Annotated in this window: 19 protein-coding genes and 1 pseudogene; 15 read left to right on the top strand and 5 right to left on the bottom strand. The window is 69.2% G+C overall.

Annotation, left to right across the window (positions count from 1 at the left end; all coding sequences use genetic code 11):
- The first annotated feature begins 77 nt into the window (after positions 1 to 77).
- From dps to D7V80_RS32060, 10 genes are all read left to right on the top strand, one after another.
- On the top strand, positions 78 to 641 hold the full coding sequence (gene dps / locus D7V80_RS32105) for a DNA starvation/stationary phase protection protein Dps (RefSeq protein ID WP_120591748.1): 564 nt from the start codon (positions 78 to 80) through the stop codon (positions 639 to 641).
- A gap of 100 nt (positions 642 to 741) precedes the next feature.
- Entirely contained in the window at positions 742 to 1,617 is an 876-nt protein-coding gene (locus D7V80_RS32100; protein ID WP_120591747.1) for an SDR family oxidoreductase, read from the top strand.
- The gene (locus tag D7V80_RS32095; RefSeq protein ID WP_120591746.1) at positions 1,614 to 2,228 is read left to right on the top strand and encodes a glutathione S-transferase family protein; all 615 of its coding nucleotides are present in this window, start codon (positions 1,614 to 1,616) and stop codon (positions 2,226 to 2,228) included. Before D7V80_RS32100 ends, D7V80_RS32095 begins: the two co-directional genes overlap by 4 nt.
- 18 nt (positions 2,229 to 2,246) lie before the next feature.
- Positions 2,247 to 3,713 (top strand): YdiU family protein, encoded by a 1,467-nt coding sequence (locus D7V80_RS32090; protein WP_120591745.1) that lies wholly within the window; start codon positions 2,247 to 2,249, stop codon positions 3,711 to 3,713.
- Positions 3,714 to 3,797: 84 nt separating this feature from the next.
- Complete coding sequence (locus D7V80_RS32085; RefSeq protein ID WP_233585882.1) at positions 3,798 to 4,298, top strand: hypothetical protein; 501 nt, start codon at positions 3,798 to 3,800, stop codon at positions 4,296 to 4,298.
- Positions 4,299 to 4,356: 58 nt separating this feature from the next.
- On the top strand, positions 4,357 to 4,731 hold the full coding sequence (locus D7V80_RS32080; RefSeq protein WP_120591743.1) for a hypothetical protein: 375 nt from the start codon (positions 4,357 to 4,359) through the stop codon (positions 4,729 to 4,731).
- A 6-nt stretch (positions 4,732 to 4,737) separates the two neighbouring features.
- A complete protein-coding gene (locus D7V80_RS32075) occupies positions 4,738 to 5,277 on the top strand; it encodes an inorganic diphosphatase (RefSeq protein ID WP_120591742.1) in 540 nt (179 codons plus the stop codon).
- 6 nt (positions 5,278 to 5,283) lie between these two features.
- Positions 5,284 to 6,171 carry a CHAD domain-containing protein gene (locus tag D7V80_RS32070; RefSeq protein ID WP_120591741.1) on the top strand — a complete coding sequence of 296 codons (888 nt, stop codon included), beginning with the start codon at positions 5,284 to 5,286 and terminating at the stop codon, positions 6,169 to 6,171.
- A gap of 106 nt (positions 6,172 to 6,277) precedes the next feature.
- Positions 6,278 to 8,350 (top strand): DUF4114 domain-containing protein, encoded by a 2,073-nt coding sequence (locus tag D7V80_RS32065; RefSeq protein WP_120591740.1) that lies wholly within the window; start codon positions 6,278 to 6,280, stop codon positions 8,348 to 8,350.
- Between the two features lie 77 nt (positions 8,351 to 8,427).
- On the top strand, positions 8,428 to 10,578 hold the full coding sequence (locus D7V80_RS32060) for a DUF4114 domain-containing protein (RefSeq protein ID WP_120591739.1): 2,151 nt from the start codon (positions 8,428 to 8,430) through the stop codon (positions 10,576 to 10,578).
- Between the two features lie 3 nt (positions 10,579 to 10,581).
- Here the strand turns inward: D7V80_RS32060 and D7V80_RS32055 are convergent, their stop codons facing one another.
- Positions 10,582 to 10,908 carry a hypothetical protein gene (locus tag D7V80_RS32055; protein WP_120591738.1) on the bottom strand — a complete coding sequence of 109 codons (327 nt, stop codon included), beginning with the start codon at positions 10,906 to 10,908 and terminating at the stop codon, positions 10,582 to 10,584.
- Positions 10,909 to 10,997: 89 nt separating this feature from the next.
- On the opposite strand from D7V80_RS32055, the gene D7V80_RS32050 reads away from it, so the two are divergent.
- Entirely contained in the window at positions 10,998 to 12,833 is a 1,836-nt protein-coding gene (locus D7V80_RS32050) for a DUF4114 domain-containing protein (RefSeq protein ID WP_120591737.1), read from the top strand.
- 322 nt (positions 12,834 to 13,155) lie between these two features.
- Positions 13,156 to 14,043 (top strand): RNA polymerase factor sigma-32, encoded by an 888-nt coding sequence (locus tag D7V80_RS32045; RefSeq protein ID WP_120591736.1) that lies wholly within the window; start codon positions 13,156 to 13,158, stop codon positions 14,041 to 14,043.
- A gap of 100 nt (positions 14,044 to 14,143) precedes the next feature.
- Here D7V80_RS32045 and D7V80_RS32040 read toward each other — a convergent pair whose 3' ends face one another.
- Positions 14,144 to 15,004, bottom strand: a complete 861-nt coding sequence (locus D7V80_RS32040) for a hypothetical protein (RefSeq protein WP_120591735.1) — start codon at positions 15,002 to 15,004, stop codon at positions 14,144 to 14,146.
- A gap of 159 nt (positions 15,005 to 15,163) precedes the next feature.
- On the opposite strand from D7V80_RS32040, the gene D7V80_RS32035 reads away from it, so the two are divergent.
- The 3 genes from D7V80_RS32035 (at position 15,164) to D7V80_RS32025 (ending at position 17,500) form a co-directional block, all read left to right on the top strand.
- Positions 15,164 to 16,420, top strand: coding sequence for an Hsp70 family protein (locus D7V80_RS32035; RefSeq protein WP_120591734.1), 1,257 nt, complete (start codon positions 15,164 to 15,166; stop codon positions 16,418 to 16,420).
- Positions 16,421 to 16,552: 132 nt separating this feature from the next.
- On the top strand, positions 16,553 to 16,912 hold the full coding sequence (locus D7V80_RS32030) for a hypothetical protein (protein ID WP_233585881.1): 360 nt from the start codon (positions 16,553 to 16,555) through the stop codon (positions 16,910 to 16,912).
- A gap of 207 nt (positions 16,913 to 17,119) precedes the next feature.
- Positions 17,120 to 17,500 carry a hypothetical protein gene (locus tag D7V80_RS32025; RefSeq protein WP_233585880.1) on the top strand — a complete coding sequence of 127 codons (381 nt, stop codon included), beginning with the start codon at positions 17,120 to 17,122 and terminating at the stop codon, positions 17,498 to 17,500.
- Between the two features lie 14 nt (positions 17,501 to 17,514).
- Here the strand turns inward: D7V80_RS32025 and D7V80_RS32020 are convergent, their stop codons facing one another.
- The 3 genes and pseudogenes from D7V80_RS32020 to D7V80_RS32010 all read right to left on the bottom strand — a co-directional run.
- Positions 17,515 to 18,033: a hypothetical protein gene (locus tag D7V80_RS32020; RefSeq protein WP_147447279.1), complete on the bottom strand. Its 519-nt coding sequence runs from the start codon at positions 18,031 to 18,033 to the stop codon at positions 17,515 to 17,517.
- A gap of 15 nt (positions 18,034 to 18,048) precedes the next feature.
- Positions 18,049 to 18,681 carry a hypothetical protein gene (locus tag D7V80_RS32015; RefSeq protein ID WP_147447278.1) on the bottom strand — a complete coding sequence of 211 codons (633 nt, stop codon included), beginning with the start codon at positions 18,679 to 18,681 and terminating at the stop codon, positions 18,049 to 18,051.
- Between the two features lie 98 nt (positions 18,682 to 18,779).
- A pseudogene (locus D7V80_RS32010) lies at positions 18,780 to 19,303 on the bottom strand (hypothetical protein); the annotation flags it as partial.

Raw genomic sequence — 19,303 nt, 5'->3', positions numbered from 1 at the left:
TCCCCACCCTGTGGGAAGCGCCGAGACGTCATGCCGACGGCCTGCCGCGCGCAACCCACCAGCGAGGGATCAGGACCATGTACACGACCAGCCACGTGAACCTTCCCCAGGACGCGCGCGAAGAGCTCATCGACATGCTCAACACGCTGCTCGCCAACGCCATCGACATGCACTGGCAGGTGAAGCAGGCCCACTGGAACATCCGGGGCACGCACTTCTACAGCCGTCACCTGCTCTTCGACGAAGTGGCCAAGCACGCGCGCAAGCACGCGGATTCGTACGCCGAGCGTGCGGGCGCGCTGGGCGGCTACGCCCAGGGCACCATCCGCCTGGCCACCAACAACAGCCAGCTGCCTGAATACGACCTTCAGGCCGTGGACGGTGAGGCCCACATCCGCGCGCTCGTGGAGCGCGTGGGCCGCTACGCCGCCAGCCTCCGCGACGGCATCGACAAGTCCGAGGAGGCGAACGACCCCGTCACCGCGGACATCCTCACCCAGACCCTGGGCGAGACCGAGGAGGACCTCTGGTTCCTGGAGAGCCACCTCAACGGTGACGTGCGCGCGGGCGTCACCATGCCCCCCAAGGGCGGCAACCGCCGGGGCCGTCAGGCCGAGGACATCAGCCAGGCCACCACCTGACGCTGACGCCACACGCCTTCCGCCTCCCGGGCAGGTTCTCCTGCGCGGGGACGGCGGGGAGCGTATAGAACGCGTCCCCGGATTCCAGGAGGACGCGTCCATGGCGGCAGGGCTTCCCGAAGACCGTCTCGACGGCAAGGTGTGCCTCATCACCGGGGCCACCGGTGGCATCGGACAGGAGACAGCGAAGGCGCTGGCGCGGCGGGGGGCCACGCTGGTGCTGTCCGGCAGGGATGAGGCCCGCACGGCGGCCACGGTCGCCGCGGTGCGCGAGGCCGCCCCTGGAGCGCAGGTGGAGCCGCTGCTCGCGGACCTGTCCTCGCTCCAGTCCGTGCGCGACCTGGCGAAGGCGTTCCGCGACCGCCACTCGCGGCTGGACGTGCTCATCAACAACGCGGGCCTCATCATCGACCGGCGGCAGGTGACGGTGGACGGCTACGAGGCCACGTTCGCCACCAACCACCTGTCCCACTTCCTCCTCACCCACCTGCTGCGCGACCTGCTGGTGGCGAGCGGACAGGCGCGCATCATCAACGTGTCCTCGGAAGGCCACCGGCTGGCGTACCCGGACTTCCTGGACGACCCGCAGACGGAGCGGCGCCGCTACGACGGCATCCGCGTCTACGGCAACGCCAAGCTCAGCAACATCCTCTTCTCACGCGGGCTGACGAAGCGGCTGGCCGGCACGCAGGTGACGGCGAACGCGCTGCACCCCGGCGTGGTGGCCACGGGCTTCGGGCACAACAGCCAGGGCATCTTCAAGCACCTCATCAAGCTGGCCGGGCCGTTCATGCTCTCCCCGGAGAAGGGCGCGAGGACGTCCATCTACCTGGCGTCGTCGCCGGAGGTGGCGGGCGTCAGCGGCGAATACTTCATCAAATGCCGCAAGGCGAAGCCGTCGTCCGCCGCCCGGGACGAAGCGCTCGCGGAGCGGCTCTGGCAGGTGAGCGAAGAGCTCACGGGAGTGAAGGCATGATCGACCTGTACACGTTCAAGACCCCCAACGGCCGCAAGGTGTCCATCGCCCTGGAGGAGCTGGGCCTCCCGTACAAGACGCACGCGGTGGACATCTCCAAGGGAGAACAGTTCAAGCCCGAGTTCCTGGCCATCAATCCCAACAACAAGATTCCGGCCATCGTGGACCACGACGCGCAGGGGGGCCCGCTGGCCCTCTTCGAGTCCGGCGCCATCCTGCTCTACCTGGCGGAGAAGACGGGCCGGCTGATGCCCGCGGATCCGCGCGGCAAGGCGGAAGTGACGCAGTGGCTGATGTTCCAGATGAGCGGCATCGGTCCCATCCTCGGCCAGCTCAACCACTTCGGGCGCTTCAACTCCACGAAGATTCCCTACGCCATCGACCGCTTCCAGACGGAGGCCAGGCGCATCCTGGGCGTGGTGGAGCAGCAGCTGTCGTCGCGGGACTACCTGGCCACCACGTACTCCATCGCGGACATCGCCACGTACCCGTGGCTGAAGGGCTCGCGGGACTTCTTCCCGGAGCTCTTCAACAACCTGCCCAACATCATCCAGTACCTGCACCGCGTGGGCAGCCGTCCCGCCGTCCAGCGGGGCATGCAGATCCCCTGACGTCTGTTGTTTCCATCCATGGCCTCGCTCGAACAGCTCGTCTTCGACAACACCTACGCCCGCCTGCCCCCCGGGTTCGCCGCCCGGGTGGCCCCCGCGCCCTTCCCGGACGCGCACGTGGTGAGCGTGAACCCGGCGGCCCTGCGGCTGTTGGGATTGGACGCGGAGGAGGCGACGCGCCCGGAGTTCGCGCGCGTGTTCGGCGGGGCCACGCCGCTGCCCGGCATGGAGCCCCTGGCCATGGTGTACGCGGGGCACCAGTTCGGCGTGTACGTGCCGCGCCTGGGAGACGGCCGCGCGCTGCTCCTCGGCGAGGTGCGCGCCCCGGACGGCGGCAGATGGGACCTGCACCTGAAGGGCGGAGGGCCCACGCCCTTCTCGCGCGGCGGTGACGGGCGCGCGGTGCTGCGCTCCACCGTGCGCGAGTACCTGGCCGGAGAGGCCCTGCACGCGCTGGGCATCCCCACCACGCGGGCCCTGTGCATCCTGGGCACCCGCACGCCGGTGTACCGCGAGGAGGTGGAGACCGGCGCCATGCTGGTGCGCCTGGCCCCGTCGCACGTGCGCTTCGGCACCTTCGAGTACTTCCACCACACCGAGCAGCCCGGCCACGTGGCCACGCTCGCGGACCACGTCATCGCCGCGCACTTCCCGCACCTCGCGGGCCAGGAGGGCCGCCACGCGCGCTTCTTCGCGGAGGTGGTGGAGCGCACCGCGGAGCTCGTGGCGCGCTGGCAGGCGGTGGGCTTCGCGCACGGCGTGATGAACACCGACAACATGTCCATCCTGGGGCTCACGCTGGACTACGGGCCCTATGGGTTCCTGGACGATTTCGACCCTGGCTTCGTCTGCAACCACTCCGACCACCAGGGCCGCTACGCGTTCGACCAGCAGCCGCGCGTGGCGCTGTGGAACCTGGCCTGCCTGGGAGAGGCGCTGCTCACGCTCATCACCGAGGACGAGGCGCGCGCCACGCTGACCCTCTTCCAGCCCGCGTTCGCGCGGCACTTCCTGACGCGCATGCGCGAGAAGCTGGGCCTGAAGGAGGCCCGCGACGAGGACCGCTCGCTGCTGGAGGACCTGTTCGCGCTGATGGCCGGCTCGCACGTGGACTACACGCGCTTCTTCCGCGCGCTGAACCGGTTCGACTCCAGCCCCGGCGCTCGCAACGACGCGCTTCGCGACCACTTCCTGCCGCCGGAGGGCTTCGACGGGTGGGCCGAGCGCTACCGGGCGAGGCTGAAGGCGGAAGGCAGCGTGGACGCCGAACGCCACGCGAGCCTGGACCGAGTGAACCCGAAGTACGTCCTGCGCAACTGGGTGGCGCAGCAGGCCATCGCCCGGGCGCAGGAAGGGGACTTCGCGGAGGTGGACCGCGTGCTCGCGCTGGTGTCCTCGCCCTTCGACGAACACCCCGGCCAGGAGGCCTACGCGGCCTCACCGCCCACATGGGGCCGGCACCTGGTGGTGAGCTGCAGTTCCTGACGCGCGGGCACAACCGCACGTCAGGCAGGCGGGCAGGCGCCCGTGGGCGGGAATCCCGTGCGCGCGGTGCCTAGCTTGGAAGGCATGATCGAACCTGCCGCTCCGCCCCGCATCGTGTTCCGCGCCCTGGGTCCTGGCCTCGTCGGCGCCGCCGCGCTCACGCTGGTGCACGAGAGCGCCCGGCGCGTCCTGAAGCATCCGCCGCGCATGGATGTCCTGGGCATGCGCTCCCTGGAGAAGGGCATCCGCTTCTTCGGCGGCGAGCCCGCGAAGGGGCGCCAGCTGCATCGCCAGACATTGGCGGGCGACCTGCTGTCCAACGGGCTGTTCTTCTCGCTCGTGGCCCTGGGGCGTCCCAAGCGTCCGTACCTGCGCGGCGCCGCGCTGGGCCTGCTCGCCGGCCTGGGCGCGGTGGTGCTGCCGCCGAAGCTGGGATTGGGCCGCAAGCCGTCGCAGGCCCGCCCGTCCACGTCGCTGCTCACGGTGGCCTGGTACACATTGGGAGGACTGGCCGCGGCCCGCGCCACGCGGAGGCTGGCGGCGCGCCGTCAGCCGGAGCTGCCCCTGGGCCGGCCCCTGCACTGAGGCTCCCGGGGGACGGCGGCTGGAATGCGTTGCACGCGGTGGACTACAAGTCCCCGCGATGCATCTCGTCTACCTCCTCATCCAGGAGATGAACGCCTTCGACCTGCCGCCGGTGTGCCTCATCACCGGTGAGCGGCAGGGCGTGGTCTTCAAGCCAGTGGCGTTCTCCTGGTATCCGCCCTGGATCAGCCGCTTCCTTCTCCTCGGCGTCCTCGCCCTGGCCCTGGTGCCCATCCTGCCCATCGCCTTGTTCGTCGCGTCCGTGAGGACGAAGCAGGCCTTGGGAACCCTGCCCTTCACGGAAGAGTCCTCACGGTCCTGTGCTTCGCGCTGCTCGTCTGGAGGACCCGGCACTGACGCCGCGCCAGGGTTGGCGAGTGAAACTCCTGGCACGGGGGCACTTGCCGGAGGTGGAGGAGCGACCCCAGCCTGAAGGTCCATGGCCACCGACTTCACCCGCCTGCCCCTGCGCGGCGTCCAGGATGCGTTGCACGTCGTCGTCGAGTCGCCCCGCGGTTCGACGGTGAAGCTGAAATATGACCCGAAGCTCCAGGCCTTCACGCTGTCCCGGCCGCTGACGCGCGGCTTCCGCTACCCGTTCGACTGGGGCTTCATCCCCAGCACGAAGGGCCCGGACGGAGACCCGCTGGACGCGCTGGTGTACTGGGACGTGCCCACCTGGCCAGGGGTGGTGCTGCCCTGCCGGGCGCTCGGCGTGCTCCAGGTGGACCAGAAGAAGAAGGACGCGAAGAACGGAGAGCGCGAGCGCAATGACCGCCTGCTGCTCGTCCCGGTGAACGCCACCCGCTCGGACGACCTCAATTCCTATCAGGACCTGTCCAAGCGCGAGCGAGAGGAACTGGAGCACTTCTTCCTCGCGGTGGTGCACTTCGCGGACAAGGACGCGCGTATCCTCGGCTGGGATGGCCCGGAAGCCGCCGAGCGCATGGTCCAGCACTACGCCCTCAAGGAGGACTGACCCGCCATGCCCCCTCCCACTCCCATCCGGGGTCTGGGCCCCGACACCGCCCTGGGCGACGCCGCCCGCCGCATCCTCGCCGGCCGGCTCGCGGACGTGCGCCACCCCGAATCCCAGCTGGACGGTGAGCTGGACGAGGACGGCGTGCACGACATGCGCGTGGCCACCCGCCGCCTGCGCGCCGCGCTCCAGGTGTTCCAGGCCACCGGCAAGCTCACCCGCCTGGAGGCGGACGTGAAGCGCCTCCAGGACGCGCTGGGGGACGTGAGAGATTTACACGTCCAGGACAAGTGGCTGGACACCGCCGCGAAGGGGAAGAAGGACGCGAGCAAGGCGCTGGCGGGCCTGCGGCAGTCCCACCTGTCCGGCCTGAAGGCCCGGGAGAAGAAGCTGCGCGCGGAGCTGGAGCGCTGGACGGACCGCACCGTGCCGCGCCTGCTGAAGAAGGTGGACACGCTGGAGGACCCCCGCCGCTTCGCCGGCAAGCGCGTGCGCAGCCACCTGCGCCAGCGCCTGCGCCGCGTGGAGAAGCGCCTGGTGCGCTACGCGGACGCGCCGGACGCCGCCTCCGCGCACGCCCTGCGCAAGGACTTGAAGAAGCTGCGCTACGAACTGGAGATCTTCCAGCCCGCCTTCCGCCGCACCGTGGGCGCACTGCTGGAGGTCCTGGTGCCGCTCCAGGACGGCCTGGGCGAGCTGCACGACGCGGACGTGCGCCTGGAGCTCTTCGAGCGCGCCGCCGCGGAGGCCCCGCCCGGCCAGCGCAAGGCCGCGCGAAAGCTGCTGCCCCAGGCCCGCGACGAGCGCGCGGAGCGGTCCGCCGAAATCGCCCGCGAGGTGCAGCGCTGGCACGCGGAGGCCATCCCCAAGCGGCTGCGCAAGGCATTGACCTGAATCCCCGGCCACTCCGGTCAGGACAGCCCTGGCTGATACGTTCCTCGTCGCGTCACTGAACGAGGGGGACGTCCTGAATCCGAAATCCATCCGGCTCCTGGCCCATGTGGCCGGGGGCCTCCTGTGTGTCATTTCATCCTCGCGGCCCGCGAGCGCCGCCGAGCCACCCCGCATCACCACCTTCACCCAGACGCCCCAGCAGTTGGAGGCGGGTGGCGTCTCACGGCTGGGCCTCCAGGCGGAGGACCCCCAGGGCAGCCCGCTCACGTTCTCCTGGAGCGTCACCGGGGGCAGCCTGAGCACCCCTCTGGGCAACGCGACCACGAGCCGCGCGAACTGGACGGCGCCCCTGTGCCTGGCCTCCGCAGGCACGCCGCCCGTGCGCGCCACGGTGACCAACGGCCTGGGCCTGTCCTCGACGGCGGCGTTCGACCTCCGCGTCCTGCAGGACCTGGGAAAGAACCGCCAGCCCGCGTTCACCGCGGAGGGCTTCGAGCAGTTCGACAGCGTGACGCTCGTGGACGGACGCATCACCGTGCCCGACCCGGCGCGCCCGCCCTCGGAGTCCATCGTGTTCCCGGAGGACCAGCAGCTGAGCGTGATGTTCGTGCAGAAGGACTCCATCGCCAGCCATGCCGTGGGCTACCTCTACGTCGACGACCTCCAGCGCAAGGGCTACGTGAACGCCGCCGGGGACCTGGTGGATGCCAATGGCAACGGCGTCGCGGACCTGCACGAGGACCTCTACAACCTGGCCCCCACCACGGGGCCCCAGGCGCGTCCGTACATCGGGGCGGCCCGGCGCTGCACCCGGTCTTTCACTTCCAGGGGCTTCCTCTTCAACCAGCCCGAGCTGGCGCTCGACGCGAACTGCGCGAACGCCTTTACCTCGGTGGCGGACCTGCCGGATGCCCGCCCTGGAAATCATTTCCCGGTGAGCACGGACGTCATCGGGCGTGACGCCCCCCCGACCCTCTCGACCTCCAACCCCGGCTTCTCCGACGGCGGGCTCTTCGCGCGCATCCCCAACCTGCTGGAGCCGGCCGCGCCCGCGAACGGAGACAAGGGGCTGGGACAGCTCGTGTTCCTTTTGACCGACGACGACTGGGAGCGGACCACCCACCGGAACCTGGGCGCCGTCCCGGACGCGGACACCTACGGCCCTGACGGCATCCCCGACTACGACGTCTCCGCCTATGACGCGCGGGGCCTGCGGCGGAGCACCAACCCGGATCCAGGCGTCACGCTGGCGGACCGGCGGGTGGACCTGGGGCTCATCCAGGGCGGCCGGGAGCTGGTCTTCTTCCTGGTCGTCAACATCGAGGCGGTCCACGACCCGGAGAACAGCCTGGTCCATCCGTGTCTGCGCAAGGCCCTCAACGGCCAGTGCACCTTGCACCTGAAGTCCCCTGTCTCCGTGTTCTTCTCCAAGTCGAAGTGGAACCTGGATCAGGACCCCGAGGGTCAGCGTCAGGTGACGGCCCGCGCCACCGGCTGTGCGTACAGCGAGGCGTGCCATCCCCCCGCGGGACAGCCCCATGGGTGCTACCTGCCGAGCCATGGAGTGAGACGGTGTGGCTGGCTCCCCGACGAGGCCCTGGAGCGCCTGCTGGAGCCTGACTACGGCAACAACCACTTCCCACTCGGGCTCGTCGAAGTCACCACCGAGCCAGGGGCCCCCATGCCGCACGTCCTGTCCCACCCCTCCCTCGTCACGCCGGGCCGGTGGATCCTCGCCTTCGAGGACCTCAACGGCGGCGGTGACCGGGACTACAACGACGTCGTCCTCCAGCTGGTGAGCCCGGTCTCCACGGGGGTCGTGCGCTCCCCGTCGCTGGCCGCCCGGCCCTCCAGCCCCGAGGAGACGGGCTGCACCGTGTCCCGGATGCGCCTGCGCAAGGACGACGGCTTCTTCCCGGGATGCGACACCGCGCCCATCCAGTACGCGGTGGCCACCGACTGCCGCGTGTGCTGGGGCGGAGCCTGTCTGCCCAATCCCACGCCCACCTGGCACCCGCTCACGCTGCGCTACGGCTACGACGAGGCCATCATCGACGTCTCCAGCACCCCGGGCACCCAGCCCTGCTGGAAGGCGGTCCTCGCTCCCGCGAACGGCTTCTGCACCAGCAGCATCACCCGCGTGGACGTGGGCTACGAGTACGCACCACTCAATCCCTGACGCACCCCGGTACACGCATCCCGTCAGTCGGTTCTGGTAAACCCTCGGGGCTGTCTTCATCCCGAGGGGGTCTGTCCTTGCACCTGAATCGATTCCCGCTCCTGGCCCTGGTGGCCGGGAGCGCCGTGTGTGTCATTGCCTCGCCGCGTCCGGCCCACGCGGAGTTCACGCCCAGGGCGGTCTACCTGCCGCCGCAGCTCACCAGCGCCACGCAGTCCACGGCCGCCGTCCACCCGGGCGACCTGTCCCAGCTCCAGCTCCAGGCCACGGACCCGCAGGGCAGTCCGCTCACCTTCTCCTGGAGCGCCACCACGGGCACGTCCGGCACGCCGGTATCGGACGCCAGCTCCAGCACCCTGGAGTGGACCGCGCCTCAGTGTCTGGCGAACGGCCCGCCCCAGGTGCTGGGCACCGTGACCAACGGGTACGGGCTGTCCACGCAGGCGCTGTTCGACTTCGACTTCACGCAGTCGCTGGACATCGACCACCAGCCGGACTTCACGGCGTCGGGCTTCGACGAGCTCACGAACGTGACGCTCACGCCCGGGGGCCCGATTAGCCTGCCCCCCTACCTGGGGCAGCTGTCCAGCGAGCGCATCATGTTCCTCAACGATCAACACCTGGCGCTCACCTTCGTCCACGAGTCCGCGGGCGCCAGCCATTCGCTCGGCTACGTGTACTACGACGACCTCGTCGCGCGCGGCTACGTGAACACCCAGGGCACGCCGGAGGACTCGTCGGATGACACGCTGGTGGATGCCAATGGCAACGGCATCGCGGACCTGCACGAGGACCTCTACAACCTGGCCCCCACCTCGGGCCCCCAGGCCCGCCCGTACATCGGCACGAACCGCCGCTGTCTGCCCGCCCGCAGCTTCATCTCGCAGGGCGTCAGCCTCAGCATGCCCGACCTGGCGCTCAACGCCACCTGCAGCGGCGCCTTCGTCCGGCAATCCCTTCCGGATGCCCGGCCCGGCACGCACCCGCTCCTGCCGGTGGACGTCGTCGGCGCCACCCCCACGGAAAGCACCGCGCCCAACGCCAACGCGTGGTCGGACCTGGGCCTCTATCCGCGCATCCCCAACCTGCTGGAGCCCGCCCACGCGCTGAACAACCAGCTGGGCCTGGGGCACCTGGTGTTCCTGCTGACGGACGACGACTCCGACCAGACGACCTTCAACCAGCTGGGCGTCGTCGCGGACATCGGCAACCTCGCGGAAGGCATCCCGGACTACGACGTCTCCCGCTACGACGCCCACGGCATCCTGCGCCCCGTCAATCCGGATCCGGGCATCACCCCCAACGACCGCACCGTGGACCTGGGCACCATTCCGGCGGGCAAGGAGCTCGTCTTCTTCCTGGTGACCCAGTACCAGGCGATCCACGACCTGGACCAGAAGACGGTCTACCCGTGCCTGCGCAAGGCGCCCACCGGCCAGTGCCTCCTGCACCTGAAGTCGCCCATCAACGTGTTCTTCTCCAAGTCGAAATGGAACCTGGACCAGGACCCCGTGGGCCAGATGCCCGTGGCGCAGCGCAACCTGGGCTGCGCCTATACCGAGCAGTGCAACGCGGACGCGCCCCAGTCCTCCCCCTATGCCTGCACCGTGGCCAATTCCTCGCAGCGGCTGTGCGGGTGGCTGGACTCGGAGACCCTCGACCGCCTGCGGATGCCGCCCTACGGCAACATCGTCCTGCCCAGGACCGCCGCCGGAGTCTTCGCGCAGGGCCAGGGCAACATGCCGCACCTCCTGCTGAACTCGGTCCTCACGACCACGGGCCAGTGGCTGATGGGCTTCGAGGACATGCCGGGCGGAGGCGACCGGGACTTCAACGACGTCGTCTTCCTGCTGCGCGCCGTGACCGAGGGCCGCGTGCGCTCGCGCGTGCTCAGCCCGGACGACGCGAGCTGCAAGATTGCCCAGGTGTCCTTCAACAAGTTCGACAACGTGTACGGGATCTGCACCGGCGCGGCCGCCTACATCACCTATGCGCTGGCCACGGACTGCAACGTGTGCAGCGCGGGCACGTGCGTCCCCAACCCCACGCCCACCTGGCACCCCCTGTCGCTGCCTCCGGGCTCGGGCAGGGCCACCGTGGACGTCTCCAGCACGCCGGGCCAGCAGCTCTGCTGGAAGGCCGAGCTGACGCAGGGGACGGACCCCTCCTGCCAGCCCACCCTCCACTTCGTGGACGTGGGCTACACCTCCGTGCCCGTCACGCCCTGACGGCTAGCGGTTGTGCGTCGTGGCGGTGTTGTTGTTCGCGTGCTGCGCCGCATCCGCGGCGGCGCGGATGATGGCACCGCCCGACGCCGCGGCGGCACCGGTCAGCGCCGCGTGCGTTCCCTCCGCCGGCTTCGGCTCACAGACGCAGCCGGCGGAGTTCATGATGATGACCACCGCGCTCATCCGCATGTCGATCTGCTCGCACAGCCGCCGGCACTCCGTGGCCCGCTCCATGGGCAGCGAGAACGATGTCGCCCGCGCCGTCGAACAGGCCGCGAGCGGAAACACCAGGGACAGCGCCAGGAGCAGGGGGAGACGGGGCGTCTTCATGGGTGAAGCCTGACACAGCCGGACAGAACAGACTTCCTTGTTATTTCTGATAGACCCTGGGAGCCATCTTCATCCCGAGGAGTCTGTCCTTGTCCCTGAATCCCTCCCGTCTCCTGGCCCTCGTGGCCGGGAGCGCGTTGTGTGTCATTCCCTCGCCACGTCCGGCCCATGCGGCCGACACCTGCGGCCCCGGGGACCTGTTCGAGGACGTGCAGTCCGCGTTCACCGCCGCGGGGTTCGACGAGCTCCAGCAGGTGACGCTCACCCCGCAGAAGACGCTGCGGTCGGCGAACCCGTTCTGGACGCCCACGTCGGTGGACTCCATCGTGTTCCCGTCGGACCAGAACGTCACCATCAGCTTCGTGTACGAAAGCGCCGGCGCGAGCCACGCGCTGGGCTACCTGTACATGAGCGACCTGTGGGCACGCGGCTACGTCAACGCGCAGGGCGACCTGGTGGACGCCAATGGCAACGGCGTCGCGGACCTGCACGAGGACCTCTACAACCTGGCCCCGCCCTCCGGAGCCCAGGCCCGCCCGTACATCGGCGTGAGCCCCCGCTGTTCCCGGACCTTCACGTCCGGTGGCTTCACCTACCGCCAGCCGGACCTGGCGCTCAATTCGAGCTGCGCTTCGGCCTTCATCACCCACTCGGACCTGACGGATGCCCGTCCCGGCCGCACCTCCTCCTCCTACAACATCACTGTCGACGTCGTCGGGAGCAGCCCGCCGGGAGCGGCCGGCACCGGCTATTCGGACAACGGGCTCTTCACGCGCATCCCCAACCTGCTGGAGCCCGCGCACGCGTCCAACAACCACATGGGCATCGGCCACCTGGCCTTCCTGCTGACGGACGACGACTCCGACACGGTCACCTTCCAGGGGCTGGGCACCGTCACAGACGCGACGAACCTGAACGACGGCGTCCCCGACTACGACGTCTCCGCCTATGACAGCCACGGCCGTCCGCGGGCCTCCAACCCGGATCCCGGCATCACGACCTATGACCGCACGGTGGACCTGGGCGTCATCCCGGGCGGACAGGAGGTGGTCTTCTTCCTCGTCTCCGCCTTCGACTCGAGCCACAACACGGACAACGGCACCGTCTACCCCTGCCTGCGCAGGGATGCTGACCTCAAGTGCACGCTGCACCTGAGGACGCCCCTCAACGTGTTCTTCTCCAAGGCGAAGTGGAACCTGGATCAGGACTTCATGGGCCTGCCCTCCGCCATGTCCCGGAACATGGGTTGTGATTACGACGAGGCCTGCAACCACGCCAACCCGAACTCGTCCCCGCGCGCCTGCACCCTGGCCGGCACCTCCCAGAAGCTGTGCGGGTGGTTGGATTCCTCGACCCGGACCCGCATGGGAACGCTGCCCTACGGCAACACGACCCTGCCCATGGCCGCCACCACCGCCGCCTTGCCGGGCAACCTCGTCATGCCCCACGCGATGCTGGGCAACGTGGGCCCCGCGTCCGACCGGTGGCTCCTGGCCTTCGAGGACCTCCCGGGTGGAGGCGACCGGGACTTCAACGACGTCGTCTTCATGCTGCGCAACTGGGCACCCACGCCCGGCCGCGTGCGCTCCACCGTGCTGAGCCCCGCGGCCCCCAGCTGCGCCATCCAACAGGTGTACATCCACAAGGACGACGCCCAGGACCCCAGCTGCGCCTCTCCGGTCGCCATCAACTACTCGGTGGCCACCGACTGCCGCGTGTGCAGCGCGGGCACGTGCGTCACCAACCCCTCGCCCACCTGGCATCCGGTGACGTTCGACTGGAACCGGGACGCCGTGCTCGACGTGTCCGGCACTCGCGGCCATCAGCTCTGCTGGAAGGCGGACCTGACCGCCGGGAGCGCTCCGTGCCAGGCCAACATCAACAACGTGGACATCGGCTACGAGTCCGGGCCTGCCGTGCCCTGACGCCGCCACCTTCCGGACATCCGCCGCCCTGGTCCCCTGGTGTGGGGGCCGGGGCGTGCCCACATCCCTGCTGGATGTGATCCGCCCTGTGCCCGGGTCGGAGGGCAGGCAACCCTCCCTTCGGGGCACCCGGAAGAAGTGTCGGAACCCCGCGCTGTAAAAAGTGCCGGGTTCCGCCCTAAGCATTGAAGCTGTTTCGCGCAACATCCTGGAATCATTGAGGTTGCCTGTCGGCTGGCATTGGCCCGTGCGTTGCTAAAGGTCTCCCCGTCGCAGCAAACGGCGGTCACACAACCCGCCCTCTTCCCCGAGAGAGACCCCCATGCAGGCTTCCAACTCCTTCTCTTCCGCCGACTCGCTCTCCACGTACCTCTCGGAGATCAACCAGTACCCGCTGCTGAACCCGCAGGACGAGCAGTCGCTGTCGCGCGCCTTCCGCGCGGGCGACCTGTCCGCGGGCCACCGCCTGGTGACGAGCAACCTGCGCTTCGTGGTGAAGGTGGCGTACGAGTACCGCTCCTACGGCCTGAAGATGTCCGACCTCATCCAGGAGGCGAACATCGGCCTGATGAAGGCGGTGCAGAAGTTCGACCCGGAGAAGGGCATCCGCCTCATCTCCTACGCGGTGTGGTGGATCCGCGCGTACATCCAGAACTACGTGCTCCGCAACTGGAGCCTGGTGAAGCTGGGCACCACGCAGGCGCAGCGCCGGCTGTTCTTCAGCCTGGCCCGCACGCGCCGCGAGCTGGAGAAGCTGGGCGCCGGCGAGGGCCACATCGTCAACGCGGACGAGATCGCCAAGAAGCTGAACGTGAAGCCCGCGGAAGTGCGTGAGATGGAGCAGCGCATGGGCGGCCGGGACCTGTCCCTGGACGCGCCGGTGGGCGAGGACGGCGACGCCACGCACCTGGACTTCGTGGAGTCCGACTCCGCCTCGCACGCGGACGAGGTCGCGGACCGGCAGCAGGCGGGCCTCACCCGCAACCTGGTGCAGCGCGCGCTGATGCGCCTGGATCCGCGCGAGCGCTTCATCATCGAGCAGCGCGTGATGAGCGACTCGGAGATGACCCTGAGCGAGCTGGGCGAGCACTTCGGCTTCTCCCGCGAGCGCGCCCGCCAGCTGGAGATCCGCGCCAAGGACAAGCTGAAGGCGGAGCTGGCGAACCTGATGGCCGAGGCCGGTCTGGACCAGGCCGAGCTGGCCGCGTAAGCGCGCGGAAGTTTCCTCAAGTCTGCGACACGGCACGGCCCCGGACCCTCGCGTTGGGAAGCGCGAAGGCACGGGGCCGTGGCATGTCTGGAGTCGGCGGTTACCGGGGCACACCGGGCGAGGACTCGCCGCTCTCCACGGGGGCGGGCGCGGCCGGCTGCGCGCGGGACGTGGCGTCGATGCGCAGGGCCTCCAGCTCGCCGCTGCGCGAGCCCACGGTGTAGGAGGCGCGGATCTGCGCGCCCTCCTGGATGTCCGCGGCGCTCGCGAACCGGCCATCCACCTTCACCTGCGTGGTGGGGCCCACCTTCAGGCGCAGCTGCGGCTCTCCGCGCTGGCTCACCAGCACCTCCTGGGCGCTCGCGCTGAGCACGTCGCCGGAGATCTGCTGTCCCGCGGGGGGTATCTCCAGGGTGTCGAGGGCCTGCGAGTTCTGGGCGATGGCGTCCTGCTGCGTGGCGGCGTTCTGGTTCGCGGCCTGGTGCTGCTGGGCGCTCTGGTCCGCGATGCGCTGGTTCGCGGAGGCGGTCTCATTGGAGGCCTGCTGCTGCTGGGTGGCGAAGTTCTGCTGCGCCTGGCGCTGGGCGGCCAGGGCGCTGGCCTGGGCCTGCTGGGCCACGGACTGGGCCTGCTGGGTGCGCGCCTGCGCCTGCTGCTGGCTGGACTGGGCCTCCTGGGCCTCCTTCTGGGCCTTGGCCTGGGCCTCCTGGAGTTCCTGCTGCTTGCGCTGCACGTCCTCCTGGGCGCGGGCGGCCTCGCGCTGCTGGCTGGAGGCCTCCTTCTGCGCGTCACGTGCGTCGTCGAAGGCCTTCTCCGACTGGAGCTGGGCCTGCTCCACCTGCTGTCCCGGGGTGTTGTTCTCCGCGGTGTCCTGGCGGGAACGGTCCTGGTCCTGGCAGGCGGTGGTGCTCACTACCAGTGCGATGGCTCCGGCTCCCAGCCATGCTGCGCGCGATTTCATGGGGTTCTCCTGTCAAAGGGATGACAGGGCAAAGATGGCGGTGGCCCGTGGAGCGCCAAGCCATCCCACGCCGAGCGCATGCCCGGCCGCACGCCCTGCGGCGGGGGCTCACTTTGGGGCTACCGCGTCCGGAAGAATGGCGATAAGGGGCGCCCCCCCATGCGCGCCTGCGGACTCGACTTCGGAACCAGCAACACCGCCCTGGCCCTGCCGGACGGCACCGTGTTGCCGCTGCAGCCCCACACCCCGGAGCCCCGGCTGTTCCGCTCCGTGCTCTTCTTCGCGGAGGAGGAGCGGGAGGTCTTCACGGGCGCGGACGCCATCCAGCGCTACCTGGAGGACAACAACGGCCGGTTCATCCAGTCCGTGAAGTCCTTCCTGCACAGCTCGTCCTTCCGGGCGACGCAGGTGAAGGGGCGCACGTACACCATCGAGGACCTGGTGGCCATCCTGCTGCGCCGCGTGCGCGAGTCCGCCGGGGCGCACCTGGGCGAGGCCCCGGACGCGGTGGTGCTGGGCCGGCCCGCGGTCTTCACGCCGGACCCGGAGGCGGACGCGCTGGCGGAAAAAAGGCTGCGCAAGGCGGCGGAGATCGCGGGCTTCACGCACGTGCAGTTCCTCATCGAGCCCATCGCGGCGGCGCTCGCGTACGAGGCGCGGCTGGAGAAGGACGAGCTGGTGCTGGTGGCGGACTTCGGCGCCGGCACGACGGACCTGACGCTGATGCGGCTGGGGCCGTCGCGGCGGGGGAACCTGGACCGCAAGCCGGACGTGGTGGGCTCCACGGGTGTGCGCATCGGTGGTGACCGCTTCGACGCGGAGATCATGCGGCACAAGCTGCTGCCGAAGTTCGGAGCGGGGTCCACGTACAAGGTGAAGGGCTTCAGCCACAAGCGGCTGCCCATTCCGCAGCACGTGCTGGCGAAGCTGCTCAACTGGCACGAGATGTCCTTCATCCGGGAGAAGTCCACGCAGGAGCTGCTGGAGGTGATGCTCGACACGAGCGACCGCCCGGCGGAGATCCAGGCGCTCTACGACCTGGTGATGGACAACCTGGGCTACCGGCTGTTCCGGGCGATTGAAGCGACGAAGGTGAAGCTGTCGAGCGAGGACGTGGCGACCATCGACTTCGAGGACGCGCGCATCCACCTGCACGAGCCGATGACGCGTGCGGAGTTCGAGGCGGCGAGCCGGACGTTGTTGGATGAACTGTCGCAGTGCACGGAAGGGCTGTTGGCGAAGCACCCGGAGGCCAGGGAGATTGACGCGGTCTTCCTGACGGGCGGTTCGTCCCAGATTCCGGCGGTGCGGGAGCTGTACGTGAAGCGCTTCGGGGAGGAGCGCGTGCGCACGGCGGACGCGTTCACCTCCGTGGCGGAGGGCCTGGGCCGCGCGTCCTCGTGGCTGACGGGGTGAAGCATGGCGGCACAGGCAGCACGGCGACGGTGGCTTCCAGTCGCGGCCGTGCTGTCCCTGTGCGTGGCGTGTGTCGGTCCCACGGACCGCACCTTCGTCACGGGGCGCATTCTGCCCCGGCAGATCCGCTTCGTGACCATCGTCGAAGCGGCTTCGGGTAGGGCCGGTGGCTGGCGGGCCGCCTGCATCCACATCTCCCGAGACAACACCGGCGAGTCCATCCTGTGCAAGTTTGGAGTCGACACGCCGTTGAGGACCCGCGAAGGACCCATTTCCACGGCGCTCGCTCAACGCATCGCTGCGGATCGCATCAATGAAGCGACGCAGAGGGTCTTTGGCGCCGCCACGCTGGAGTCACCGCTTGGAATGCTGTGTGAGTCGCTCAAAGTGACGCTGCGAACAAGCTTCGAGGCATCGCTTGCTGGAGCCCGCTTCAGGACCCGATGCGATGCCAAGACCACACCTGTGGAATTCGGTGATTTCATCCTCTGACGCCGGAGTTTTCGCGCCATGCTCCCAAGCACGGATGACCTGCTAGCCATCGCGCGGCATTACTGGGCTGCCTCGATGGCGGAGGCGCTCGAGGAAGGCAACCCTGAGTTCCAGCGACGCACCAAACGCTGGAATGAAGCGCTTCGACAAGTTGAGCAGTGGGACGGATTCCGCCAGCACCTCAAAGTCCTGCTCCCAGGCTGTTCCATGGGAGACGGCACCACGACGTCCCAGGCGTCCTTCCGCTGCATCGTCTATCCCGCGATGGGCGTTCCCATGCCGCCCATTCCCTGGGCCGTCGTGGGTTGCATGAGCATCCTGGCCCCGGTCTTCACCGTGTACGGCATCACGTTCGAATACGAGGGGCGCAAGCGCCGTGCGGCACAGCTGCACCTGACGCCCCCGCCCGGCCCCATGGAAGAAACGGCGCGCATCGTCGCCCGGGAGCTGGAGTCCCGCTTCCACGTCAACGAGCTGCCCCGCGAAGTGGCCGCGACCCCCGTTCCAGTCGTCGTCGAGTGGACCGAGCCCCCCAAGACCACGCTGTTCGACGCGCTCTTCGACAGCGACCCGACGAACATCCCGTGAGAGGGCAGGGCCCGCTACGGGGCACCACCGTCCAATCCAATCCCATCCAGGACTCCTGCATCCATGTCCTGAGGCGCAGGTGGGGTCTCCGGCTCCGCCCCCACGCTGCGCCGCAGGATGCGGCCGTCGAGGCTGACCGCGTAACGCGCTCCCGTGTCCACACCGATGAAGGTGTTGCCACAGGCATCCGGAGCCTCGTGGATCAGGATGAAGAAGACGGTGCCCTGCCGGATGACCCGGTAGCGATACGCCTCCGGCCTTCCCCAGCAGGGCGTGTCCTTGGACTGCTTCGGGAAGAAGTCCTCCGTGGCGACCTGGACAGCCCTGAGCAGGTTGCCGTCCAGCACATACGCCTGCTCAGTGCCCCCGACCTGCACCGCTGACTGCGCGTAGAACGGCGGAAACGCGATGCTCCGGTCTCCCTCCCAGTCAGCGGGCCGGGCTCCCTGTCCTCGCAGACAACCCGCCAGGAGCAGCACCCCGCCCACCAGGCCCGGCCCTCCGCAACGCATCGCGCTCGTCAGTCGTGGCATCCGCGGTGCTCCTGCCTAGCGTGTCGGGACGAACCGGAACTCCGTCTCACTGTCCCAGGTGACAGTACCTGCTCGCGTTCTGCGCCAACGGCCTTCGCCATCAGGCGTCCAGCGAACCACTTCCGCGCTCCCGTAGGTGTACTCGTAGAACCCGTCGCATCCCGTGGGGCTCCCAGAAGAACCGTCGGAGAAGAAGGCGACGATTCCAATGGGAAGCCGCCCTGCCTTCGTCTCGACGTATCCCCCGTGGATTCGCGCCATCTTCGCCAGCGCGGCGAGGTCCCGCTCCGAGAGGTTGGTGGGCGTCGCGGGATGGTTGTGAAGGAAGTAGAGGTACTTGAGGCTGTCGGGTGGATAGCGCGGGTCCTGGACGAACGCGGGGGCCCTGCATCCCTGCTCGAACTGGTTCCGGGCGGCATCTGAGCTCTCCACCAGTGTGCTCAGCGCATACCGGTCATCCGGGACGTAATACAGCCAGGCGCAGTACTCCTTCGACATGCGCCAACGCACGTCGAAGTTCGCAGCGCCCGCATTCCCCGCCGTGGCGTTGCGTTGGGAGAGGATGAGGGGACAGGCCGCGAGGAGGGCGTCCCACGCGGTGCTGAACAGCGGCGTCCCCGGCATCGGGCCATCCAGCCGGGCAGGCATGTGTGTGGAGTCGAAGCGCACGACCCCCGGGGGTGGCGGAGAAGCACACCCGCCCAGACACAGGGCGCCCCACAATGCCCCCATGAAGGCCCGGGCTCTCAGGGTCCCACGTCCACCGTGCGCGTCGTCCAGCCCGTGCCGCCGCGGCCGTCTCGGGCCACCACCCAGACCGTGATGCGCTCGGGCGTCTTGGCTGTCGTGTACGTCGTCGTCGGGTCGCCGGGCTTGCCGTCCACCGGCTCCAGCGAACGGAACGAGCCCACCTCACCCTCGCCCGTCGCGAACCAGCTGAAGAAGACCTGCTCCGTCCTCGTCCCGTCCGCCGTGGCGTAGGTCTCCTCGCTGCCCTCGCCCAGCACCGGCGTGAACGTCACCTCCGCGTCCAGCGGCAGCGGCCCGGACAGCGGCGCGCCGTTCCACAGCACGTCCTGCATCACCGGGTTCTGGTTCGGCGTCTCCGTCGAACGCAACGTGATGCGCCGCACGCCCCGCTCCACGCCCTCCGGCGTCCCGCTGCCGTCCGTGGCCTCGTACCCCACGAACAGCGGCAGCCCCGTCTGCAACACCTGCTGCACCACCGGGTCGTTGAAGTCGAACGTGCCCCCCTGCCCTCCCCCCGCGC

The sequence above is a fragment of the Corallococcus sp. CA054B genome (assembly GCF_003611625.1).
Taxonomy (GTDB): Bacteria; Myxococcota; Myxococcia; order Myxococcales; family Myxococcaceae; genus Corallococcus; species Corallococcus coralloides.
This window is presented reverse-complemented; position numbering and strand designations above follow the sequence as displayed.